At 72.5% G+C, this 19667-nt stretch carries 16 protein-coding genes and 1 pseudogene; 13 read left to right on the top strand and 4 right to left on the bottom strand.

Features of this window, described 5'->3' with window-relative positions:
* Positions 1-44: 44 nt before the first annotated feature.
* From yajC to O7604_RS28190, 5 genes are all read left to right on the top strand, one after another.
* Complete coding sequence (yajC, locus tag O7604_RS28210; protein ID WP_036345294.1) at positions 45-389, top strand: preprotein translocase subunit YajC; 345 nt, start codon at positions 45-47, stop codon at positions 387-389.
* Between the two features lie 223 nt (positions 390-612).
* The gene (gene secD, locus O7604_RS28205; protein WP_281578330.1) at positions 613-2508 is read left to right on the top strand and encodes a protein translocase subunit SecD; all 1896 of its coding nucleotides are present in this window, start codon (positions 613-615) and stop codon (positions 2506-2508) included.
* Between the two features lies 1 nt (position 2509).
* Positions 2510-3697, top strand: coding sequence for a protein translocase subunit SecF (gene secF / locus O7604_RS28200; protein WP_281578329.1), 1188 nt, complete (start codon positions 2510-2512; stop codon positions 3695-3697).
* A 97-nt stretch (positions 3698-3794) separates the two neighbouring features.
* Positions 3795-4361: an adenine phosphoribosyltransferase gene (locus O7604_RS28195; protein ID WP_120573853.1), complete on the top strand. Its 567-nt coding sequence runs from the start codon at positions 3795-3797 to the stop codon at positions 4359-4361.
* Positions 4362-4613: 252 nt separating this feature from the next.
* Positions 4614-7061 carry a bifunctional (p)ppGpp synthetase/guanosine-3',5'-bis(diphosphate) 3'-pyrophosphohydrolase gene (locus O7604_RS28190; RefSeq protein ID WP_281580014.1) on the top strand — a complete coding sequence of 816 codons (2448 nt, stop codon included), beginning with the start codon at positions 4614-4616 and terminating at the stop codon, positions 7059-7061.
* 72 nt (positions 7062-7133) lie between these two features.
* Here the strand turns inward: O7604_RS28190 and O7604_RS28185 are convergent, their stop codons facing one another.
* Together O7604_RS28185 and O7604_RS28180 are read right to left on the bottom strand one after the other, a co-directional pair.
* Positions 7134-7976: a peptidylprolyl isomerase gene (locus O7604_RS28185; protein ID WP_281578328.1), complete on the bottom strand. Its 843-nt coding sequence runs from the start codon at positions 7974-7976 to the stop codon at positions 7134-7136.
* Positions 7977-8067: 91 nt separating this feature from the next.
* Positions 8068-8937, bottom strand: a complete 870-nt coding sequence (locus O7604_RS28180) for a peptidylprolyl isomerase (protein ID WP_269700512.1) — start codon at positions 8935-8937, stop codon at positions 8068-8070.
* A gap of 236 nt (positions 8938-9173) precedes the next feature.
* Between O7604_RS28180 and O7604_RS28175 the strand changes: the two genes are divergently transcribed.
* From O7604_RS28175 to O7604_RS28165, 3 genes are read left to right on the top strand one after another with little or no spacing between them, the layout of a single operon-like run.
* On the top strand, positions 9174-9893 hold the full coding sequence (locus O7604_RS28175) for an MBL fold metallo-hydrolase (protein ID WP_269700510.1): 720 nt from the start codon (positions 9174-9176) through the stop codon (positions 9891-9893).
* Positions 9894-9948: 55 nt separating this feature from the next.
* Positions 9949-11289 carry a histidine--tRNA ligase gene (hisS, locus tag O7604_RS28170; protein WP_281578327.1) on the top strand — a complete coding sequence of 447 codons (1341 nt, stop codon included), beginning with the start codon at positions 9949-9951 and terminating at the stop codon, positions 11287-11289.
* 51 nt (positions 11290-11340) lie between these two features.
* Positions 11341-12276 (top strand): acyl-ACP desaturase, encoded by a 936-nt coding sequence (locus O7604_RS28165; RefSeq protein WP_281578326.1) that lies wholly within the window; start codon positions 11341-11343, stop codon positions 12274-12276.
* Between the two features lie 117 nt (positions 12277-12393).
* Here the strand turns inward: O7604_RS28165 and O7604_RS28160 are convergent.
* A pseudogene (locus tag O7604_RS28160) lies at positions 12394-12537 on the bottom strand (aromatic compound degradation protein PaaI); the annotation flags it as partial.
* Positions 12538-12750: 213 nt separating this feature from the next.
* On the opposite strand from O7604_RS28160, the gene O7604_RS28155 reads away from it, so the two are divergent.
* Positions 12751-13800, top strand: coding sequence for an alpha-lytic protease prodomain-containing protein (locus O7604_RS28155; protein WP_269700503.1), 1050 nt, complete (start codon positions 12751-12753; stop codon positions 13798-13800).
* Between the two features lie 59 nt (positions 13801-13859).
* Here the strand turns inward: O7604_RS28155 and O7604_RS28150 are convergent, their stop codons facing one another.
* A complete protein-coding gene (locus tag O7604_RS28150; RefSeq protein WP_269700502.1) occupies positions 13860-14558 on the bottom strand; it encodes a DUF998 domain-containing protein in 699 nt (232 codons plus the stop codon).
* A gap of 148 nt (positions 14559-14706) precedes the next feature.
* On the opposite strand from O7604_RS28150, the gene aspS reads away from it, so the two are divergent.
* The 4 genes from aspS to O7604_RS28130 all read left to right on the top strand — a co-directional run bounded on the left by aspS (position 14707) and on the right by O7604_RS28130 (position 19443).
* Complete coding sequence (aspS, locus tag O7604_RS28145; protein WP_269706866.1) at positions 14707-16512, top strand: aspartate--tRNA ligase; 1806 nt, start codon at positions 14707-14709, stop codon at positions 16510-16512.
* Between the two features lie 63 nt (positions 16513-16575).
* A complete protein-coding gene (locus tag O7604_RS28140) occupies positions 16576-17385 on the top strand; it encodes a sugar nucleotide-binding protein (RefSeq protein WP_269700501.1) in 810 nt (269 codons plus the stop codon).
* Between the two features lie 61 nt (positions 17386-17446).
* Positions 17447-18061: a helix-turn-helix domain-containing protein gene (locus O7604_RS28135; protein ID WP_269700500.1), complete on the top strand. Its 615-nt coding sequence runs from the start codon at positions 17447-17449 to the stop codon at positions 18059-18061.
* Positions 18058-19443 (top strand): MFS transporter, encoded by a 1386-nt coding sequence (locus tag O7604_RS28130; protein WP_269700499.1) that lies wholly within the window; start codon positions 18058-18060, stop codon positions 19441-19443. Before O7604_RS28135 ends, O7604_RS28130 begins: the two co-directional genes overlap by 4 nt.
* Positions 19444-19667 lie beyond the last annotated feature (224 nt).

Here is a 19667-nt window from a genome sequence, read left to right as displayed (position 1 = left end):
CGCCCTCCGGCGCCGGGACGGAGGCCAACCGGAAGGTCTACACCGTGCTTTACGCAGCAGCGAGTGGCGGGGGAGCCGGCAGTCTGACGCCGATCCTCATGATCGCTCTGCTCTTCGTCGTCATGTACTTCATGATGATCCGTCCGCAGCAGAAGCGCCGCCGCGAGGCCGAGCAGATGCAGTCCGCCCTCGCCCCCGGCGACGAGGTGGTCACCATCGGCGGCCTGCACGGCACGGTCACCGCGGTCGAGGACGAGACGGTCCTGCTCGAGGTCGCGCCGGGCGTGCAGACCCGGTACGCCCGCCCCGCCGTGGCCCGCGTGATCAAGCGCGCCGAGGCGCCGGCGGCCGAGACGATCACCGAGGAAGCCGAGCCGGTCAAGGAGTGACTGCCGCCCCGGACGGGGCAGCGGAATCATCGGTACAAGTGGATAGTTGGGGTCGGCGCCCGGCGCCGGCACCCGGCCGGGCCGTGCGGCGCCCCCGCGCCGCGCACCAGCCGGCGTGCCGTCCTCCGGTGCCGACCCGCCGGAGCAGTCGGGCGGACACCCCCGGCCCGACAGTTGTCGCCGCCGCGGAAGCGGCGCGACCGTACAGGGAGACAGGACAGCCGTGGCACCACCTCAGGGACAGATGCGGCCCGGACGGCAGCTCGCCGTGCTCGGGCTCATCTTCGTCGTCCTCTATCTTTTGGTGTTCTTCTCGGGCGGCGCCAGCGGTGGCTGGAAGGACCGGTTGGAGCCGCGGCTCGGCCTGGACCTCGTCGGCGGCACCCGGCTGACGCTCGAGGCCACCAACACGGTGGACGGCAAGCCCCCGACCGCCGACAACCTCGAGGAGGCCCGCCAGATCATCGAGAGCCGGGTCAACGCCTACGGCGTGGCCGAGGCCGAGGTGGTCACCGAGGGCAACCGCAACATCGTCATCTCCCTGCCCGGCCAGAACCGCGACCTCACCGACGTCGGTGAGGCCGCCGAGCTGCGCTTCCGCAAGGTGCTCAAGGCCACCGACGGCAGTGGTGCCGCGGCCGCGCCCGCGCCGACCCCGAGCGCCTCGCCGTCCGGCGCCGCCACCCCGACCCCGTCGGGCAGCGCGTCGCCGCAGGCGACCACGAGCCCCAAGGTGAGCGGCTCGCCGAGCGCCGGCGGGCAGGGCGGCATGGCCCCGACGCCGAGCGCCAGCGCCTCGGCCTCGCCGAGCGCCGCCGCGCCGAGCCCGAGCGCCAGCGCCGAGCCGGTGGCGCAGAGCATCGAGCAGCAGCGCAAGGCCGTCGAGCAGAAGGTCGGCGCGGCCGCCTGGGCCGCCGCCTCCGGTCTCCAGGCCCCGGCGGACCTGACCACCGACCCGTCGCTGGCCGACAAGCTCAAGCCGTTCGGGACGCTCACCCCGCAGGAGGTCGCCGTCCTGCCGGTCGAGATGCAGTTCAACGTCCCGACCATCACCTGCACCCAGCTCGACACGCGGCCCGCCGCCTCGATCAAGGACGAGAAGCAGAAGGCGGTCGCCTGCGAGTCCGGCGCGAAGTATCTGCTCGACGTCGCGAAGGTGCTCGGCACCGACGTCAAGAACGCCTCCGCCCAGCTCGACCAGACCAGCTCCTGGGTGGTCAGCCTGAACTTCACCGGCAAGGGCCAGGAGAAGTGGACCGCGCTGACCCGCGAGGCGTTCAACAACGAGGGCCAGGCCTGCGACCAGACCGCGCTCGGCCAGGACGGCAAGTGCCGGGTCGCCGTGGTGCTGGACAACGAGATCGTCTCGTCCCCGGAGATCCAGGGCGTGCTGACCGGTGACTCGCAGATCACCGGCAGCTTCGACAACAAGGCCGCGAACGCGCTCGCCAGCCAGCTGCGCTACGGCGCGCTGCCGGTGACCTTCGAGCCGCAGGAGCAGCAGAACGTCACCGCGACGCTCGGCGACAGCCACCTCAAGGCGGGTCTGCTGGCGGCCGGCATCGGCATGCTGCTGGTCATCATCTACTCGTTCTTCTACTACCGTCTGCTCGGCTCGGTCATCTTCCTGAGCCTGGTGCTCTCCGCGCTGCTGGTGTTCGGCGCGCTGGTGGTGCTCGGCCGGTCGATCGGCTTCACGCTCACGCTCGCCGGCATCGCCGGCATGATCGTCTCGCTGGGCGTCGCGGCGGACTCGTTCGTCATCTACTTCGAACGATTGAAGGACGAGATCCGGGAGGGCCGGAGTCCACGGAGCGCGGTGCCGCGCGCCTGGATCCGGGCTCGCCGGACGATCATCTCGGCGAACGCGATCACGCTGATGTCGGCGGTGGTGCTCTACATCGTGTCGGTCGGCGCGGTGAAGGGCTTCGCCTTCGCGCTCGGCCTGGCCACAGTGCTCGACCTGGTCGTCGTTTTCCTCTTCCGCCACCCGATCATGACGATGTTCGCCCGTACCCGGGCGTTCCTGTCGCCGCGGGTCAGCGGTCTGGGCCGGGCGCTGCCGGCCCGGTCGACCGAGCCGGGCACCGCCCGCAACCCGCGTGTCAAGGAGGCCTGAGATGGCTAAGAACGGTCTGGCCGCGCGGCTCTACCGGGGCGAGGCGGATCTCAACATCGTCGGCCGCCGGAACCTGTGGTTCGGTGTGGCGGGTGTCCTGGTCCTGATCGCGGTACTCAGCTTCGCGATCAGCGGCTTCAAGCTCGGCATCGAGTTCGCCGGCGGCAACACGTTCCAGGTGCCGGCCAGCGTCGGCACGCTGGACCGGGCCGAGCAGACCGTCGACGAGGTGCTGGCCGACGAGGCGCCCGGCGTCGAGGTGGTCAGCGCGCAGAAGGTCGGCAGCACCAGCGGCGAGTTCTACGAGATGCGCACCGGGCAGCTCAGCGCCGAGCAGGCCAACGCGGCCAAGGCCGCGATGGCGCAGGAGTTCGGCATCCAGGCCGACCAGATCAGCGGCAGCCAGGTCTCCGAGGCGTGGGGCAGCCAGGTCACCTCGCGCGCCTTCCTCGGTCTGGTGATCTTCATCGCGGTGGTGTCGATCTACCTGGTGCTGCGCTTCGAGTGGCGAATGGCGGTCGCCGCCATCATCTCGCTGCTGACCAACCTGATCCTCACCGCCGGCATCTACTCGCTCGTCGGTTTCGAGGTCACCCCGTCGACGATCATCGGCTTCCTCACGATCCTGGGCTTCGCGCTCTACGACGTGGTGGTGGTCTTCGACAAGGTGCAGGAGAACACACGCGGCATCACCGCGAACAACAACGTCACCTACGGCGAGGCGTCCAACCTGGCGCTCAACCAGAGCCTCATGCGGTCGCTGAACACCTCGGTCGTGGCGCTGCTGCCGGTCGGCGGCCTGCTCTTCATCGGCGCCGGCCTGCTCGGGGCGGGCACGCTGAAGGACCTCGGCCTGGTGCTGTTCGTCGGTATGGCGGTGGCGTTCCTGACCTCGATCCTGCTGGCCACGCCGCTGCTGGTGCTGCTGAAGAACATGGACCCGCGGATCAGCGCGCACAACAAGCGGGTCGCCGCCCGCCGGGCCGCGATCGCCAAGGGCGAGATCACGCCGAAGGGCCCGCGTACCGCCGCACCGGCCGCCGACGCGCCGATCGACCCGGAGGCGGCCGCGCTGGCCGGCGCCGCACCCAAGGTGGGCGCCCGGCCGGCCGGCAAGCGTCCCAGCGGCGCCCGCGGCGGGCGTCCCGCCGGGGGCGGCGGCAACCGGCCCGGCGGCAAGCGCCGCTGACCGTAGGGCCGGACGGAATCGGTCCGACGGCGTCCGTCATGCTGGACTCACGGCATGACGGACGCCGTCGTCGTTTCGAGAGGACATGGGACGCACCGTGACGGAGACCCACACCGCAGGGGTACGCGGAGACAGCGGCCCGGAGGTCGCCCAGCTCGTCGCCAGCCGGTTGCTGGACGTGCCGGACTTCCCCAAGCCGGGTGTCGTGTTCAAGGACCTGATGCCCCTGTTCGCCGACGGTGAGGCGTTCCGGGCGGTGATCGACGGCATCATCGCGTACCACGGGCGGGACTCGTTCGACACCGTCGCCGGCATCGAGGCGCGCGGGTTCGTGCTGGCGGCGGCGGTCGCGTACGCCACCGGGGTCGGCGTGGTGCCGGTGCGCAAGGCCGGCAAGCTGCCCCGGGCCACCCACTCGGCCTCCTACGCGCTGGAGTACGGCGAGGCGACGCTGGAGGTGCACCAGGACGCCTTCACCGCCGGCCACCGGGTGCTGGTGCTCGACGACGTGCTCGCCACCGGCGGCACCGCCGAGGCCACGCTCGACCTCGTGGAACGCGCCGGTGGGACGGTGGCCGGGTTCACCGTGCTGCTGGAGCTGGGCTTCCTCGAGGGCCGTAAGCGGCTGGCACAGCGACCGGTCCATGCCCTGTTGACCGTTTGACCAGGCCGGCCCGTCGGGCCGGTCGGCGCCGACCGTCCGGGGGAGCGGTGGCGTACCCTGCGTACGGGTAGCATTGCCCTTTGCCCGACCCGGCCGAGGTGTGTCCGGGGCGGCGAAGGCGCCGGGGCCCGGCCCCGGCGACCGCGTGGAACAAGACCGGCCCCCGGGCCGGTTGAACCAGACGTCGGCCGGACGGCCGGCGCATCCCGGCGAGCGGTGAGGAGGCCGGTGTCCCACGATGTCGTCCCTCCGGTGGAGGGCACGGTGCACCCGACAGGCGACGCGGACGGCTCGGTGACCGAGCGCAGCGGCAACCCGCCGGCCCGGGCGACCGGCGCCACCGGCGGTGCGCCCGACGCGACGGCCGACGGCGGGGCGGTCGTGGTGCCGTTCCCGACCGAGGGTTCCACCGAGTCCACGACCGGCAGCGGTTTCGCCCTGTCCAACGCGCCCACCGGCCGGCGGGTCCGCGCCCGGCTGGCCCGGTTCAACGCGCCCTGGCAGACCTCGCAGGTCAGCGAGGTGCTGGAGCCGCTGATCGCGACCCACCGGGAGAACCACCCCAAGGCCGACGCGCGGCTGCTGCAGCGCGCCTTCGACACGGCCGCGCGGTGGCACTCGGGGCAGTACCGCAAGTCCGGCGACCCCTACATCACGCACCCCCTCGCGGTGGCGACCATCCTGGCGAACCTGGGCATGGACACCACCACGCTGGTCGCGGCGCTGCTGCACGACACCATCGAGGACACCGAATACACGCTCGATGCGATGCGCGCCGACTTCGGCGGTGAGGTCGCGCTGCTCGTCGACGGCGTCACCAAGCTCGACAAGGTCAAGCTCGGCGACGCGGCCAAGGCCGAGACCATCCGCAAGATGGTCGTGGCGATGGCGAAGGACCCCCGGGTCCTGGTGATCAAGCTGGCCGACCGGCTGCACAACATGCGGACCCTGACCTTCCTGCCGCGCCCGAAGCAGGAGCAGAAGGCCAAGGAGACGTTGGAGATCCTCGCTCCGCTGGCGCACCGCCTCGGTATGAACACGATCAAGTGGGAGCTGGAGGATCTGGCCTTCGGCACGCTGTTCCCGAAGCGGTTCGAGGAGATCAACCGGCTGATCGGGGAGCACCAGCCGCAGCGTGAGGCGCTGCTGCGCCAGGTGACCCAGAAGGTGTCCACCGACCTGAAGGCCGCCAAGATCAAGGCGGAGACCACCGGGCGGCCGAAGCACCTCTACTCGATCTACCAGAAGATGATCGTGCGGGGGCGCGACTTCAACGACATCTACGACCTGGTGGGTGTGCGGATCCTGGTCGACACGGTGCGGGACTGCTACGCGGCGCTGGGGGTCATCCACGCCAACTGGCAGCCGGTGCCGGGCCGGTTCAAGGACTACATCGCCATGCCCAAGTTCAACATGTACCAGTCGTTGCACACGACTGTGATCGGGCCCACCGGCAAGCCGGTGGAGATGCAGATCCGCACGTACGCGATGCACCGCACCGCCGAGTTCGGCATCGCCGCGCACTGGAAGTACAAGGAGCACAAGGGCACCCCGGTGGTGGGCCCGCCGGCGCACATCGACGAGATGACCTGGCTGCGGCAGCTGCTGGACTGGCAGCGGGAGGCGGCGGACCCGAGCGAGTTCCTGGACGCGCTGCGGTTCGACCTGTCCAGCCAGGAGGTGTACGTCTTCACGCCCAAGGGCGACGTCATCCCGCTGCCGACCGGGTCGACGCCGGTGGACTTCGCGTACGCGGTGCACACCGAGGTCGGGCACAAGTGCATCGGCGCGCGGGTCAACGGCAAGCTGGTGCCGCTCGAGTCGACGCTGTCCAACGGCGACGTGATCGAGATCTTCACGTCGAAGTCCGACACGGCCGGCCCCACGCAGGACTGGCTGGGCTTCGTCAAGAGCCCGCGCGCCCGCACCAAGATCCGCCAGTACTTCAACAAGGAGCGGCGCGAGGAGGCGATCGAGGCCGGCAAGGATGCGATCGTCAAGGCGATGCGCAAGCAGGGCATGCCGTTGCAGCGGATGCTCACCTCGGACGCGCTGATGGCGATCGCCCGGGACCTGCACCTGGCCGACGTGGCCTCGCTCTACGCGGCGGTCGGCGACAGCCAGGTCTCCGCGCAGTCGGTGGTGCAGAAGCTGATGGCCTCCTACGGTGGCGAGGAGGGCGCGGCGGAGGACATCGCCGAGACCGCCGTCGCCACCCGGCCGCCGCGCAGCCGGCAGAGCAGCGCCGACCCGGGCGTCGTGGTCCGCGGCGTCAGCGACGTCTGGATCAAGCTGGCCCGCTGCTGCACGCCCGTGCCGCCGGACTCGGTGTTCGGGTTCGTCACCCGCTCCGGCGGGGTCAGCGTGCACCGCGACGACTGCGCCAACGCCGAGGACCTGCGCGCCCAGCCCGAGCGGGTGGTCGAGGTGAGCTGGAAGCTCACGTCCGCCTCCACGTTCCTGGTCGCCATCCAGGTCGAGGCGCTGGACCGGCACAAGCTGCTCGCCGACGTGACGAGGGTGCTGTCCGAGGAGCGGGTGAACATCCTCTCCGCGACGGTGACCACCACCCGCGACCGGGTGGCGGTCAGCCGGTTCAGCTTCGAGATGGCCGACCCGAAGCACCTCGGGCACCTGCTGGCCGCCGTCCGCAAGGTCGACGGCGTGTTCGACGCGTACCGGGTCACCTCGGGCGCCTGAGCCGCCCACGCACGCGAAAGCGCCCGCCGGCTGCGATCAGCCGGCGGGCGCTTCGTCGTCGCGCGGGTGCGGTCAGCCGCCCTCGACCGGGCTCATCGTCACCTTGGTCATGGTGATCTCCTTCTTCGGGTGACCACCGCCGGCCTGCTTGGCGAACGCGCCGTCGTCACCGGCCGCGGCGACCTGCTTCACCACGTCCATGCCGCCGGTGATGGTGCCCAGCACGGTGTAGTTCGGGTCGAGCGGCGAGTCGCCGTACACGATGAAGAACTGGCTGCCGGTGCTGCCCGGCTGGCCGGAGTTGGCCATCGCGATGACACCCTCCGGGTACGGCGGGCGCTTGTCGGTGGGCAGGTTCTCCTCGGCCAGGTTGTACGACGGACCGCCGGTGCCGTCGGTGTCCCGCCAGCCCTTGCCGGTGGCGCTCGGGTCGCCGCACTGGAGCACCTTGATGCCTTCGGTGACCAGCCGGTGGCACTTGGTGTTGTCGAAGAAGCCCTTACTGGCCAGGTGCGTGAAGCTGCCGGCGGTGCACGGCACCTTGGTGCGGTCGATCTTGGCGGTGATCGGGCCCAGGTTGGTGTCGATGGTCATCGTCTGGGTGCCCTTGCCGGACTGCTGGGCCGGCGGGAGGCCGACGTCCTTGATCTGCGCCGGACGGCCCTCCTTGGGCACCTCCGTGTACGCGCACTGCACAGCGTCGGCCCCGGCGGCCGTGCCGCCCTGCTTCTCGTCGTCGTCGCCGAGCGCGGCGACGAGCCACACCGTGCCGGCCACGACGAGCACCAGCACCGCCGCGGCCCCGACGATCGCCTGGGTCTGCCGGCGCTTGCGGGCCCGACCGGCCCGTTCCGCCATCTCCCGCTCGAGCTTGGCTCGCGCCGCCGCGCGCTGGCGGTCTCTGGTGGACGTCACGGTCACTCCTCACCTGCTGCGTATGGGGTCGGCGCGCGCGCCGGGTCACGTCTGGATCGCACCGGCGGCACGCCGCCGGTGGCGTGTGTGCTCAGCCCGCGCTGGCGCTCGGCGAGGGCGCGGGACTGCCGGCCGGCGCCGCGCCGGGCTCGCCGACGGTCACGCTCTGAACCAGCACCTGCGTCTTCGGCTTGACCTTGGCGCCGTTGCCATTGTCCACCGTCGGCAGGGCACCGATCTTCTCCACCACGTCGAGCCCACCGGTGACCTTGCCGACCACCGAGTAGGCCGGCTTGGCCGGGCTGGCGTCCTTGAAGAAGATCAGGAACTGGCTGCTGTTGCTGCCGGGCGGGTTGCCGATCATGGCGACCGTGCCCTTCGGGTACGTCGCCGGCTGCCCGGGCGCCGGCGAGGCCGACGGGCTGGGCTCCGGCGCGGCCGGGACGTTCTCGTCGTAGAACGAGTAGGTCGGGCCGCCGAGCCCGGTGCCGGTCGGGTCGCCGCAGCGCAGCGCGCCCTCGGTGGTGATCTCGTGGCACGTGGTGTTGTCGAAGAACGACCGGCCGGCCAGGTAGCTCAGGCTCGCCGCGCCGCAGGGCGCGTCGGTCTGGTCCAGCTCCACGGTGATCGGCCCACCCTGATTGGTGGTGATCGTCATCGGACGGGTGCCCGAGGTGGGCAGGCCCGTGGTGGGCGGCTCGCCGACGTCCTTGAGGTTGGTGTTGACGGCGCCGTCCTCCGCGGTCCAGAGGCAGACGTCCTCGGCGGCCTTCTTCTCCGGCTCGGAGTCGAACGCGCCGAGCGCCCAGGCGGAGCCGGCCACGATCAGCACGAGCACCACCGCGGCGCCCACACCGGCCCGGATCTGGCGGCGGCGCTTCGCGGCCGCCGCCCGCCGGGCGAGCTGCCGGTCGAGCTTGGCGCGCGCCAGTTTGCGCTGCCGGTCCCTGCTGGAAGCCACGTGCGCTCCCCTTCCTCTGCCTGATCGCCGCCGGCGTCGGGCGCCGTCCGCCGTTCCGATCGGGGTGCGCCACGCCACACGCCCGCCAGAGTGTACGGGTAGCGACTGGGAATGTGGTGTACGAGGTCCCGCCGTCTCAGCCCGGCCGGTGCGGACGAGGGCGGTGGCGGACGGAACTCGCTGGCCGCTACGACTAGGCTGCAGGCAGACGACGACCGGACGGAAAGGGGAGCGACGTGCTCGTGGCCGGCTTTCCCGCGGACGCCTTCGGCACCAACTGCTACGTGGTGGCGACCGGGCCGGGGGAGCAGTGCGTGGTGGTCGACCCCGGCATCGGGGTGCTCGACCGGCTCGACGCCGTGCTCGCCGAGCACCGCCTGCACCCGGCCGCCGTGCTGCTCACCCACGGCCACCTCGACCACACGTTCTCCGTCGCCCCGGTCTGCGGCGCGCGCGGCATCCCCGCCTACGTCCACCCGGACGACCGGGAGCTGCTGGCCGACCCGAGCAAGGCGCTCTCGATGGACCTGACCCAGCTGTTCGGCGGGCGGCTGCCGTACACCGAGCCGGACGACGTGGCCGAGCTGACCGACGGCGCGACGCTGTCGCTGGCCGGGTTGGAGATCACCGTCGACCACGCTCCCGGCCATACCGGCGGGTCGGTGCTGTTCCGGTTGCCCGGCGCCGGCTCGCCCTGGGAGGCGGACCAGATCTGCCTCTCCGGTGACGTGCTGTTCGCCGGCTCGATCGGCCGCACCGACCTGCCGGGCGGCAGCATGCCCCGCATGCTGTCCAGCCTGCGGGACAAGGTTCTCCCGCTGGCCGACGACACCGTCGTCCTGCCCGGCCACGGCCCCCGGACCACGATCGGCCGCGAGCGCGCGACCAACCCGTACCTCCTCGAGGTGGCGGGCACCGGCGGCGCGCGCCCGGCCGCGCCCACCCGAGGCCTCTGACGGCCGCGACCCACGACATCGCCCGCGCCGGACGCGCGGGATCGAGGAGTACGCCATGAGCAAGCCCACGCCCATCTCCGGCTTCCCCGAGTGGACGCCGGCGCAGCGGACGATCGAGCAGTTCGTGCTCGATCGCATTCGCACCACGTTCGAGCTGTACGGCTTCGCGCCGCTGGAGACCCGCTCGGTGGAGCCGCTGGATCAGTTGCTGCGGAAGGGGGATACCGCAAAGGAGGTCTACCTGCTGCGCCGGTTGCAGGCCGACACCGACGGCCCGGCCGGTGACGACGCGCTCGGCCTGCACTTCGACCTGACCGTGCCGTTCGCCCGCTACGTGCTGGAGAACGCCGGCAAGCTGCAGTTCCCGTTCCGCCGCTACCAGATCCAGAAGGTGTGGCGGGGCGAGCGCCCGCAGGAGGGCCGCTACCGGGAGTTCCTCCAGGCCGACATCGACATCGTCGACCGGGACACGCTGCCGGCGCACTACGAGGCCGAGATGCCGCTGGTCATCGGCGACGCGCTGCGGTCCCTGCCGATCCCGCCGGTGCGCATCCAGGTCAACAACCGCAAGATCTGCGAGGGGTTCTACCGGGGCATCGGGCTGACCGACGTGGAGGCGGCGCTGCGCGCCGTCGACAAGCTCGACAAGATCGGCCCGGCCGGTGTGACGGAGCTGCTGGCGAGCACCGCCGGGGCGAGCGAGGCGCAGGCCAAGGCCGTGCTCGCGCTGGCCGAGATCTCCGCGCCGGACGCCTCGTTCGCCGACGCGGTGCGCGGCCTCGGGGTGAGCGACCCGCTGCTGGACGAGGGCGTCGCGGAACTGACCGCCGTGGTGGAGACCGCCGCCGCGCACGCGCCCGGCCTCTGCGTGGCCGACCTGCGCATCGCGCGGGGCCTGGACTACTACACGGGCACGGTCTACGAGACGCAGATGATCGGCTACGAGCGGTTCGGCTCGATCTGCTCCGGCGGCCGGTACGACAACCTGGCCAGCTCGGGGGCCATGCGGTTCCCCGGGGTGGGCATCTCGATCGGGGTGACCCGGCTGCTCGGCCTGCTGTTCGGCGCCGAGGCGCTGTCGGTGTCCCGGTCGGTGCCGACCTGCGTGCTGGTGGCGGTCACCGCCGAGGAGGACCGGGCGGCCAGCGACGCGGTCGCGGCGGCGCTGCGGTCGCGTGGCGTGCCGACCGAGGTGTCCCCGTCGGCGGCCAAGTTCGGCAAGCAGATCCGGTACGCCGAGCGGCGCGGCATCCCGTACGTCTGGTTCCCCGGCGCCGACGGCGACGAGGTCAAGGACATCCGTTCCGGCGAGCAGGTGCCGGCCGCGGCGGGCGAGTGGACGCCGCCCCGGGCGGACCTGAAGCCGCTGGTCGGCGCGGCCGGCACTGGCGTCTGAAGACGTTTCGACCTACGGTGGCGTAAGTTACGCCACCGTAGGGAGAACGTCGTGACCGTGCTCAGCCAGACCGCTCTGCTCACCGAACTCGAGCCGGTGGTCGAGAAGAACCTCGACCGCCATCTGTCGCTGGCCAAGGAGTGGTTCCCGCACGAGTACGTGCCGTGGAGCGAGGGCCGCACCTTCGACGGCCCGCTGGGTGGCGACGCGTGGTCGCCGGAGGACTCGACGCTGCCCGAGGTGGCGCGGACCGCGCTGATCGTCAACCTGCTCACCGAGGACAACCTGCCCTCGTACCACCACGAGATCGCCACGCTGTTCGGGCGCGACGGCGCGTGGGGCACCTGGGTGCACCGGTGGACCGCCGAGGAGGGGCGGCACGGCACGGCGATCCGCGACTACCTCACGGTGACCCGGGCGGTGGACCCGGTGGCGCTGGAGCGGGCCCGGATGGTGCACATGTCGGCGGGCTACCAGAACGTGCACGACCAGGAGATGCTGCACTCGCTGGCGTACGTGTCGTTCCAGGAACTGGCCACCCGCATCTCGCACCGCAACACCGGCCGGGCCACCGGCGACCCGACGTGCGAGGCGCTGCTGGCCCGGGTGGCCGCGGACGAGAACCTGCACATGGTCTTCTACCGCAACCTGCTCGGCGCGGCGTTCGAGCTGGCGCCGTCGCAGGCGATGCGGGCCGTCGCCGACGTGCTCGCCAACTTCCAGATGCCGGGCGTGGGCATCGAGGGCTTCGCCCGCAAGTCGGTGGCGATCGCGCTGGCCGGCATCTACGACCTGCGCCAGCACCGCGACGAGGTGGTGATGCCGGTGCTGCGCCAGTGGAACCTGTTCGACGTGACCGGCCTGAACGCCGACGGCGAGGCCGCCCGCGACCAGATCGCCGCCCACCTGGACACGCTGGAGACCCAGGCGTCCCGCTTCGAGGAGCGCCGCGCCGCCCGAGCCGCCCGCACCGCTGCCAAGGCCTGACAGACCGCTCCCTCTCCCGCGCGATCTTGCACTTACGGCCCCCGCGAATGCCGCGAAACCGGCACTGCGGGGGCCGTAACTGCAAGATCGTCGAGCTCAGGGGGGCGGGGGAGAGGGTTAGGGGAGGGGGAAGATCAGGCAGGTCGAGGTGGCGTGGGCTGCCAGGCGGTTGGCCGGGTCCGTGAGGCGGGCCTCGGCCAGGGCGGTACGGCGGCCCCGCTGCAGCACCGTGCCCTCGCAGCGCAGCAGGCCGGTGTCGACGCGGGTCGATCCCCGGCTCTGACACCTTGAGTCGATGTTGTTGCTGGAGCGTTACATCGGGCGCGGGTGCGAATTAGGGCAAAGCCATGTCTTGCTTACGATCTTAAATGTGTGAATACTTTGGGCACCCGGGCGGTTTCCCCAGGTCGCCCGGGTTGCCCTCGGGCGCGCCCCCATGACAGCGCCCGTTCACCCCCATCCGGAGGTTGTTACATGCGACCCACGAGGTCCACGCTCCGCCGCGCCGCCGCAGTCGCCGTCGCCGGCACCCTGGTCACCGGCTCGCTGCTCGGCGCACCCGCGCAGGCCGCCCCCACGGCCCTCTCGCCGGACGCCGCCGCCACCCTCGTCGAGAAGCTCGGCGCCCGCGCGGCCGGCACGTACGCCGACGCCAGCGGCAAGATGATCGTCACGGTGACCGACACCGCGACCGCCCGCCAGGTGCGCGACGCCGGCGCCATCCCGAAGATCGTGGCCCGCGGCGCGGACAAGCTCAACGCCGCCACCGGCGAGCTGGAGCGCTCCGCCAAGATCCCCGGCACCGCCTGGTGGACCGACCCGGCCACGAACCAGGTCGTCGTCTCCGTCGACAGCACCGTCACCGGCGCCAAGCTGGAGCGGGTCAAGGCCGCCGCCGCCCGCCACAACGGCGCGATCCGTATCGAGGCCGAGGCCGGCGTGCTGAGCACCCGGATCTCCGGCGGCCAGGCGATCTACGCCGGCGGCGGTGGCCGCTGCTCGCTCGGGTTCAACGTCCGTAGCGGCTCGACCTACTACTTCCTCACTGCGGGCCACTGCACCAACATCTCGTCGAGCTGGTACAGCAACTCCGCGCAGTCCAACCTGCTCGGCACCCGGACCGGCACCAGCTTCCCGGGCAACGACTACGGCATCGTCCGGCACAACAACTCGGCCAACGCGGCCGGCAACGTGTCGCTGTACAACGGCAGCTTCCAGGACATCACCTCGGCCGGCAACGCCTACGTCGGCCAGTCCGTGCGTCGTTCCGGCAGCACCACCGGCCTGCGCAGCGGCAGCGTCACCGCGCTGAACGCGACCGTGAACTACGCCGAGGGCAGCGTCTCCGGCCTCATCCGCACCAACGTCTGCGCCGAGCCGGGCGACAGCGGCGGCTCGCTGTTCGCCGGCACCACCGCGCTCGGCCTCACCTCCGGCGGTAGCGGCAACTGCCGCACCGGTGGCACCACCTTCTTCCAGCCGGTCACCGAGGCCCTCAGCCGCTACGGCGTGAGCGTCTTCTGATCCACGCACTCCCACGAACGGGCCGCCGGGTGACCGGCGGCCCGTTCCGCGTACCCGTCTCAGGTGCCTGCCCCGAGGCGGCCCGGACCGACCGGCGGCCCGTCCGGGCGCGGCGGCTCCGCCGGCCGGGCCGTCCAGTGCCGGTGGGCCCGCCGGGCGGACAGCACCGCGGCCAGCGGCCAGAGCGTCACCGCGAGCGCTGCCACCCGCTCGGCCAGCCCGGTCCGGGAGCCGCCGGTCACCTCGGCCACCGACCAGCCGAACAACGCCAGCAACACGGCCGTGACGGCCAGCGCCACCGGCCGGCGGAACGCCCACGGCGGCCGGCCCGCCGGGGAGGCGGCCACCTCGCGCGGCACCCTGCGGGGCAGGCGCAGCGCCGTCCCGGCCGGCCAGAGCGACAGCGCGAGCACCGCCACCGTGGCCACCACGCCGTGCGCCGGGGAGCCCCCCACCTGCGGGCGGGGGAACGCGATGAGCGCGACGGTGGCCAGCCCGCCGACCGCGAGCAGGAAGCGGCTGGGCAGCCCGGCGGCGTGCAGCGCGGCGGCGGTGGCGCAGTAGCAGCAGCCGAGCAGCACCAGCGCGCCGGCCATCAGCCACGGATCGGTGGCACCCTCGCCGGCCAGCTCGCTGATCGTGTCCCGCACCGGGTCGTACCCCGGGCCCTGGCGGGCGCCCGCCACCGTCCAGCCCGCCACCAGCAGCGCGGGCGCGGCGGCCGCGGTGGCCACGGCCCAGCTCGGTACGGCACGCACCCGGTCACGGTAGACCGCCGGACCCGGCCCGCACGGCGTTTCGCCGCCACCGGGGCGGACCGGCTCGACGGGTGCCCGGGAGCGGGCCCGCCCGTCCTGACAGAATGCGGGGGAGCAGTGAGTGGACCAGATTGAGGAGACGCCAGCCGTGATCCGTACCCACAATGCCGGAAGCCTGCGCGCCGCGGACGCCGGCTCGACGGTGACGCTCGCCGGGTGGGTGGCCCGCCGGCGCGACCACGGCGGTGTCATCTTCGTCGACCTGCGCGACGCCTCCGGTGTCGTGCAGGTGGTCTTCCGCGAGGAGGACGCGCACGCGCTGCGCAACGAGTTCTGTGTCAAGGTCACCGGCGAGGTGACCCGCCGCCCGGAGGGCAACGAGAACCCGGACCTGCCGACCGGTGAGGTCGAGGTGACCGCGTCCGAACTGGAGGTGCTGTCCGAGGCCGCGCCGCTGCCGCTGCCGGTGGACGACCAGATCGAGGCCGGCGACGACATCCGGCTCAAGTACCGCTACCTGGACCTGCGCCGGGGCGGCCCGGCGAAGGCCATGCGGTTGCGCTCGCGGGCCAACCAGATCGCCCGCGGCGTGCTGCACGAGCGGGACTTCCTGGAGATCGAGACGCCGACGCTGACCCGCTCCACCCCGGAGGGCGCCCGCGACTTCCTGGTGCCGGTGCGGCTGCAGCCGGGCAGCTGGTACGCGCTGCCGCAGTCGCCGCAGCTGTTCAAGCAGCTGCTGATGGTCGGCGGCATGGAGCGGTACTACCAGATCGCCCGCTGCTACCGCGACGAGGACTTCCGCGCCGACCGGCAGCCGGAGTTCACCCAGCTCGACATCGAGATGTCGTTCGTCACCGAGGACGACGTGATCGACCTCGGCGAGGCGATCGTCTCGGCGCTGTGGAAGGACCTCGCCGGCTACGAGATCGCCCGGCCGATCCCGCGCATCACCTGGCACGACGCGATGTCCCGGTACGGCTCGGACAAGCCGGACCTGCGCTATGGCGTGGAGCTGACCGAGCTGACCGACTACCTGCGCGGCACCGAGTTCCGGGTGTTCGCCGGCGCGATCGACGCGGGCGGCTACGTCGGCGCGGTGGTCATGCCCGGTGGCGCGTCCCAGACCCGCAAGGAGCTGGACGGATGGCAGGACTGGGCCAAGGCGCGCGGCGCGCGCGGCCTGGCGTACGTGGTGCTGGACGCCGAGACCGGCGAGCCGCGCGGCCCGGTGGCGAAGAACCTGTCCGAGGCGCACCTGTCCGGCCTGGCCGACGCGGTCGGCGCGAAGCCCGGCGACGCGATCTTCTTCGCCGCGAGCACGAACATCCGCGAGGCGCAGGAGCTGCTCGGCGCGGCCCGGATCGAGATCGCCAAGCGGTCGAACCTGGTCGACGAGAGCGCCTGGGCGTTCTGCTGGGTGGTCGACGCGCCGATGTTCGAGCGCACGGACGAGGGCGGCTGGACGGCCGTGCACCACCCGTTCACCTCGCCGAACGCCGAGTGGGTGGACCGGTTCGAGGACGCGCCGGACCGGGCGCTGGCCTACGCGTACGACATCGTCTGCAACGGCAACGAGATCGGTGGCGGCTCGATCCGTATCCACCGCGGCGACGTGCAGCAGCGGGTGTTCGACCTGCTCGGCATCACCGTCGACGAGGCGCAGGACAAGTTCGGCTTCCTGCTGGAGGCGTTCAAGTACGGCGCCCCGCCGCACGGCGGCATCGCGTTCGGCTGGGACCGGGTCTGCATGCTGCTGGCCGGCGCGGACTCGATCCGCGAGGTGATCGCGTTCCCGAAGACCCGGGGCGGCTTCGACCCCCTGACCGGCGCGCCCACCCCGATCACCGGGCAGCAGCGCGCCGAGGCCGGCATCGACGCCAAGCCGAAGGCGCCGGCCGGTGCGCACGCCGGCACCGCCGGCCCGGCCGCCCCGGTGGCCGACCCCACCTGATCCTCGCCTCGTCGAAAGGCCCGCGTCATGATGACGCGGGCCTTTCGATCTTCAGGGGGATTGATGGAACTGCTCGTGGTGGGGGCCAGCGGGTTCCTCGGCGCCGAGGTGTGCCGGCAGGCGGTCGCCGCCGGGCACCGGGTCGCCGGCACGTACCACTCGACCGCCGTCGCGGTGCCCGGCGTCGCGCCGCACCGGCTCGACGTGACCGACCGCGCGGCCGTGCGTGAGCTGCTGACCCGGGTACGCCCCGACGCCGTCGTCGCCACCCCCTACCGGTACGACGACTGGGCGGTCACCGCGGACGGGGCGGCCCACATCGCGGTGGCCGCCGCCGAGCTGGGTGCCCGGCTGGTGCACCTGTCCAGCGACGCGCTGCACGCCGGCCGTCCGGCGCCGTACGCGGACGAGGACGTGCCCACACCGCTGCACCCGTATGGGGCGGCGAAGGCGGCAGCGGAGACGGCAGTGCGGGCGGTCGATCCGGGCGCGGCGCTCGTGCGCACCTCGCTGATCGTGGGGGAGGGCAGCAAGCAGATCCAGCTCTGCCGGGACGCGCTGGCCGGGCGGGCGACGCTGTTCAGAGACGAGCTGCGCTGCCCGGTGCACGTCGCCGACCTCGCCGCCGCGGTGCTGGAGCTGGTGCCGGGCGACTACGCCGGGCTGCTCAACGTGGCCGGGCCGGACGCGGTGAGCCGGGCCGAGCTGGGGCTGCTGGTGGCCCGGCACGACGGGGTGGACGCGGGCGGGCTGCGGACGACCACCATCGCCGCCGCTGGGCTGCACCGGCCGGGCGAGGTGGTGCTGGACTCCACCCGGGCCGCCGGGCTGCTGCGGACCCGCCTGCGGGGGATCACCGAGCTGTACGGCTAGACGCACAGATCCTTTGCAAAGAGCTTGTGCACAGTAAGTGTGCACAGATATTGTGCATCGCATGGAGGAGAAGACCGAGCGCACCGTACACATCGACCACCGCCAGGTTCGTGCCCTGGCCCAACCGCTGCGCATGCGGCTGGTCGGGGCGCTGCGCGTGGGCGGCCCGGCCACCGCCACCGCCCTCGCCGAGGCGCTCGGCACCAACAGCGGCGCGACCAGTTACCACCTGCGCCAACTCGCCGAGGTGGGCCTCGTGGTGGAGGACCCGAACCTGGGCACCGGCCGCCAGCGCTACTGGCGGGCCGCGCACGACGTCACCAACTGGGAATCCAGCGACTTCGACGACGACCCCGACGCGCGGGCAGCCATCGAATGGATCGAGGCGGACTACGTCCGCTTCTTCGCCCAGCACGCCGAACGCTGGTTCGCCCAGCGGCACCAGTGGTCGCCGGCCTGGCGTGACGCGTTCGGCATGGGTGACTTCTTCATGCGGATCCCGGTCGACCGCCTCAAGGCGATCCAGGAGGAGGTCTTCGCGGTCTTCGAGCGGCATCGCGACGCCACCGACCCCGACGACCCCGACGCCGAGACCGTCCAGCTCTACCTCGCCGCCCTCCCGATGGACGCGGCCTACCCGCGGTCCACCCCGCCACCCGCCGAGGAGAAGCCGTGACCGCGCTGTCCGTACGCCAGATCCGGATCCGCTACCTCACGCTGTACGGCCTGCGCTGGTTACCCAGCGGCCTGCTCATGCCGGTGATGATCCTGCTCATGCAGGAGCGCGGGCTCTCGCTGTCCCAGATCGGCCTGGTCGCCACCGCGCAGGGCCTGGTGGTGCTGGCGCTGGAGCTGCCCACCGGCGGGTTCGCCGACGCGCTCGGCCGCAAGCCGGTGCTGCTGGCCGCCTGGGTGGTCTGCCTCGCCTCGCTGGCGCTGATGGCGGTGGCCGACTCGTTCTGGATGTTCTTCCTGGTCTGGGCGTTGCAGGGTGTCTACCGGGCGCTCGACAGCGGCCCGCTGGAGTCCTGGTACGTCGACGCCACGCTCGCCGCCGACCCGAAGGCCGAGTACGAGCGCGGCCTCGGCTGGGCCGGCACCGTGATCGGTGTCGCGATCGGTGCGGGCGCGCTGATCAGCGGCGGCCTGGTCGCGCTCGGCCCGGTCGGCCCGGTCAGCGCACTGGCCCTGCCGGTGATCGTCGCCGCCGTGCTCCAGGCCGTCTCCATCGTGGCGCTGCTCGCGCTGATGGCGGAGCGGCGGCCGGCATCCGGCCCGGCCGCGCTGCGCGCCTCGGTCATCGACGCGCCCCGCATGGTCGGGCAGGCCGTCGGGCTGCTGCGCCGCAACCGGGTGCTGGCGGCCCTGGTCGCCGTCGAGCTGTTCTGGGGCTTCGGCATGGTCACCTTCGAGTCGCTGCTCCCGGTACGCCTCGCCGAGGTGCTCGACGACCCGGCCCGCGCCGCGGCGCTGCTCGGCCCCGCCGGCACGGCGGCCTGGCTCGCCAACGCCGCCGGCGCCGCGCTCACCCCGTTCCTGCTGCGCCGCCTCGGCGCCGCACCGGCCGCCGCGCTGATGCGGATCCTCCAGGGCGTGACTGTGGTCGGCATGGGCCTGCTGGCCGGCCCGGTCGGCATCCTCATCGCGTACCTCGCCTGCTACGCCGTGCACGGCGCGTCGAACCCGCTGCACATGGGGCTGCTGCATCGGCAGGTCGACGGCCCGTACCGGACCAGCGTGCTCTCGCTGAACTCGATGGCCGCCCAGCCGGCCGGCGCGCTCGGCGCGGTCGCGCTCACCGCGCTGGCCGACGCCACGAGCGTCAGCGTCGCCATGATCGTCGGCGGGGTGGTGCTCGCCGTGGCCGCGCCGCTCTACCTGCCGGCCTGGCGCGCCGCCCGCCGTACCCCGCCGGACGTCACCGTGGAGCCGGAGGCGACGGGCGGCGGCCCCGGCCACGCCGGTTTGGCGTCCGAGCCGCCCCTCGACACGGGCGCGGCTGCCGCCACGGGCGGGCCCGGGCCGGTGGTCGTTCCGGTGTCACCCGGCCGGAACTGAGTTCGGCGGGACGTTGCCCGGGCGGCGGTGTTGCCGACGTCGCCCGGCGACCTGAGCGTTGCCCGCTCCCGCCGCGGGTGGAACGGCATGGGTGTCTCGGCTCCCGTTTGACACCCATGACGTTCCAATCACCGGTTCGACGCGCCCGCTACGTCGGGCGCCCCGGAAGGGGCCGTTCCGTACCAAGATCGCGTGCGGCGTGCCTCGGGTGGCGGGGTGCCGGC

Origin of the sequence: Micromonospora sp. WMMA1947, from assembly GCF_027497355.1 — a bacterium.
GTDB lineage: Bacteria > Actinomycetota > Actinomycetes > Mycobacteriales > Micromonosporaceae > Micromonospora.
The sequence above is the reverse complement of the archived record's forward strand: the minus strand, read 5'-3'. Positions and strand labels throughout refer to the sequence as shown.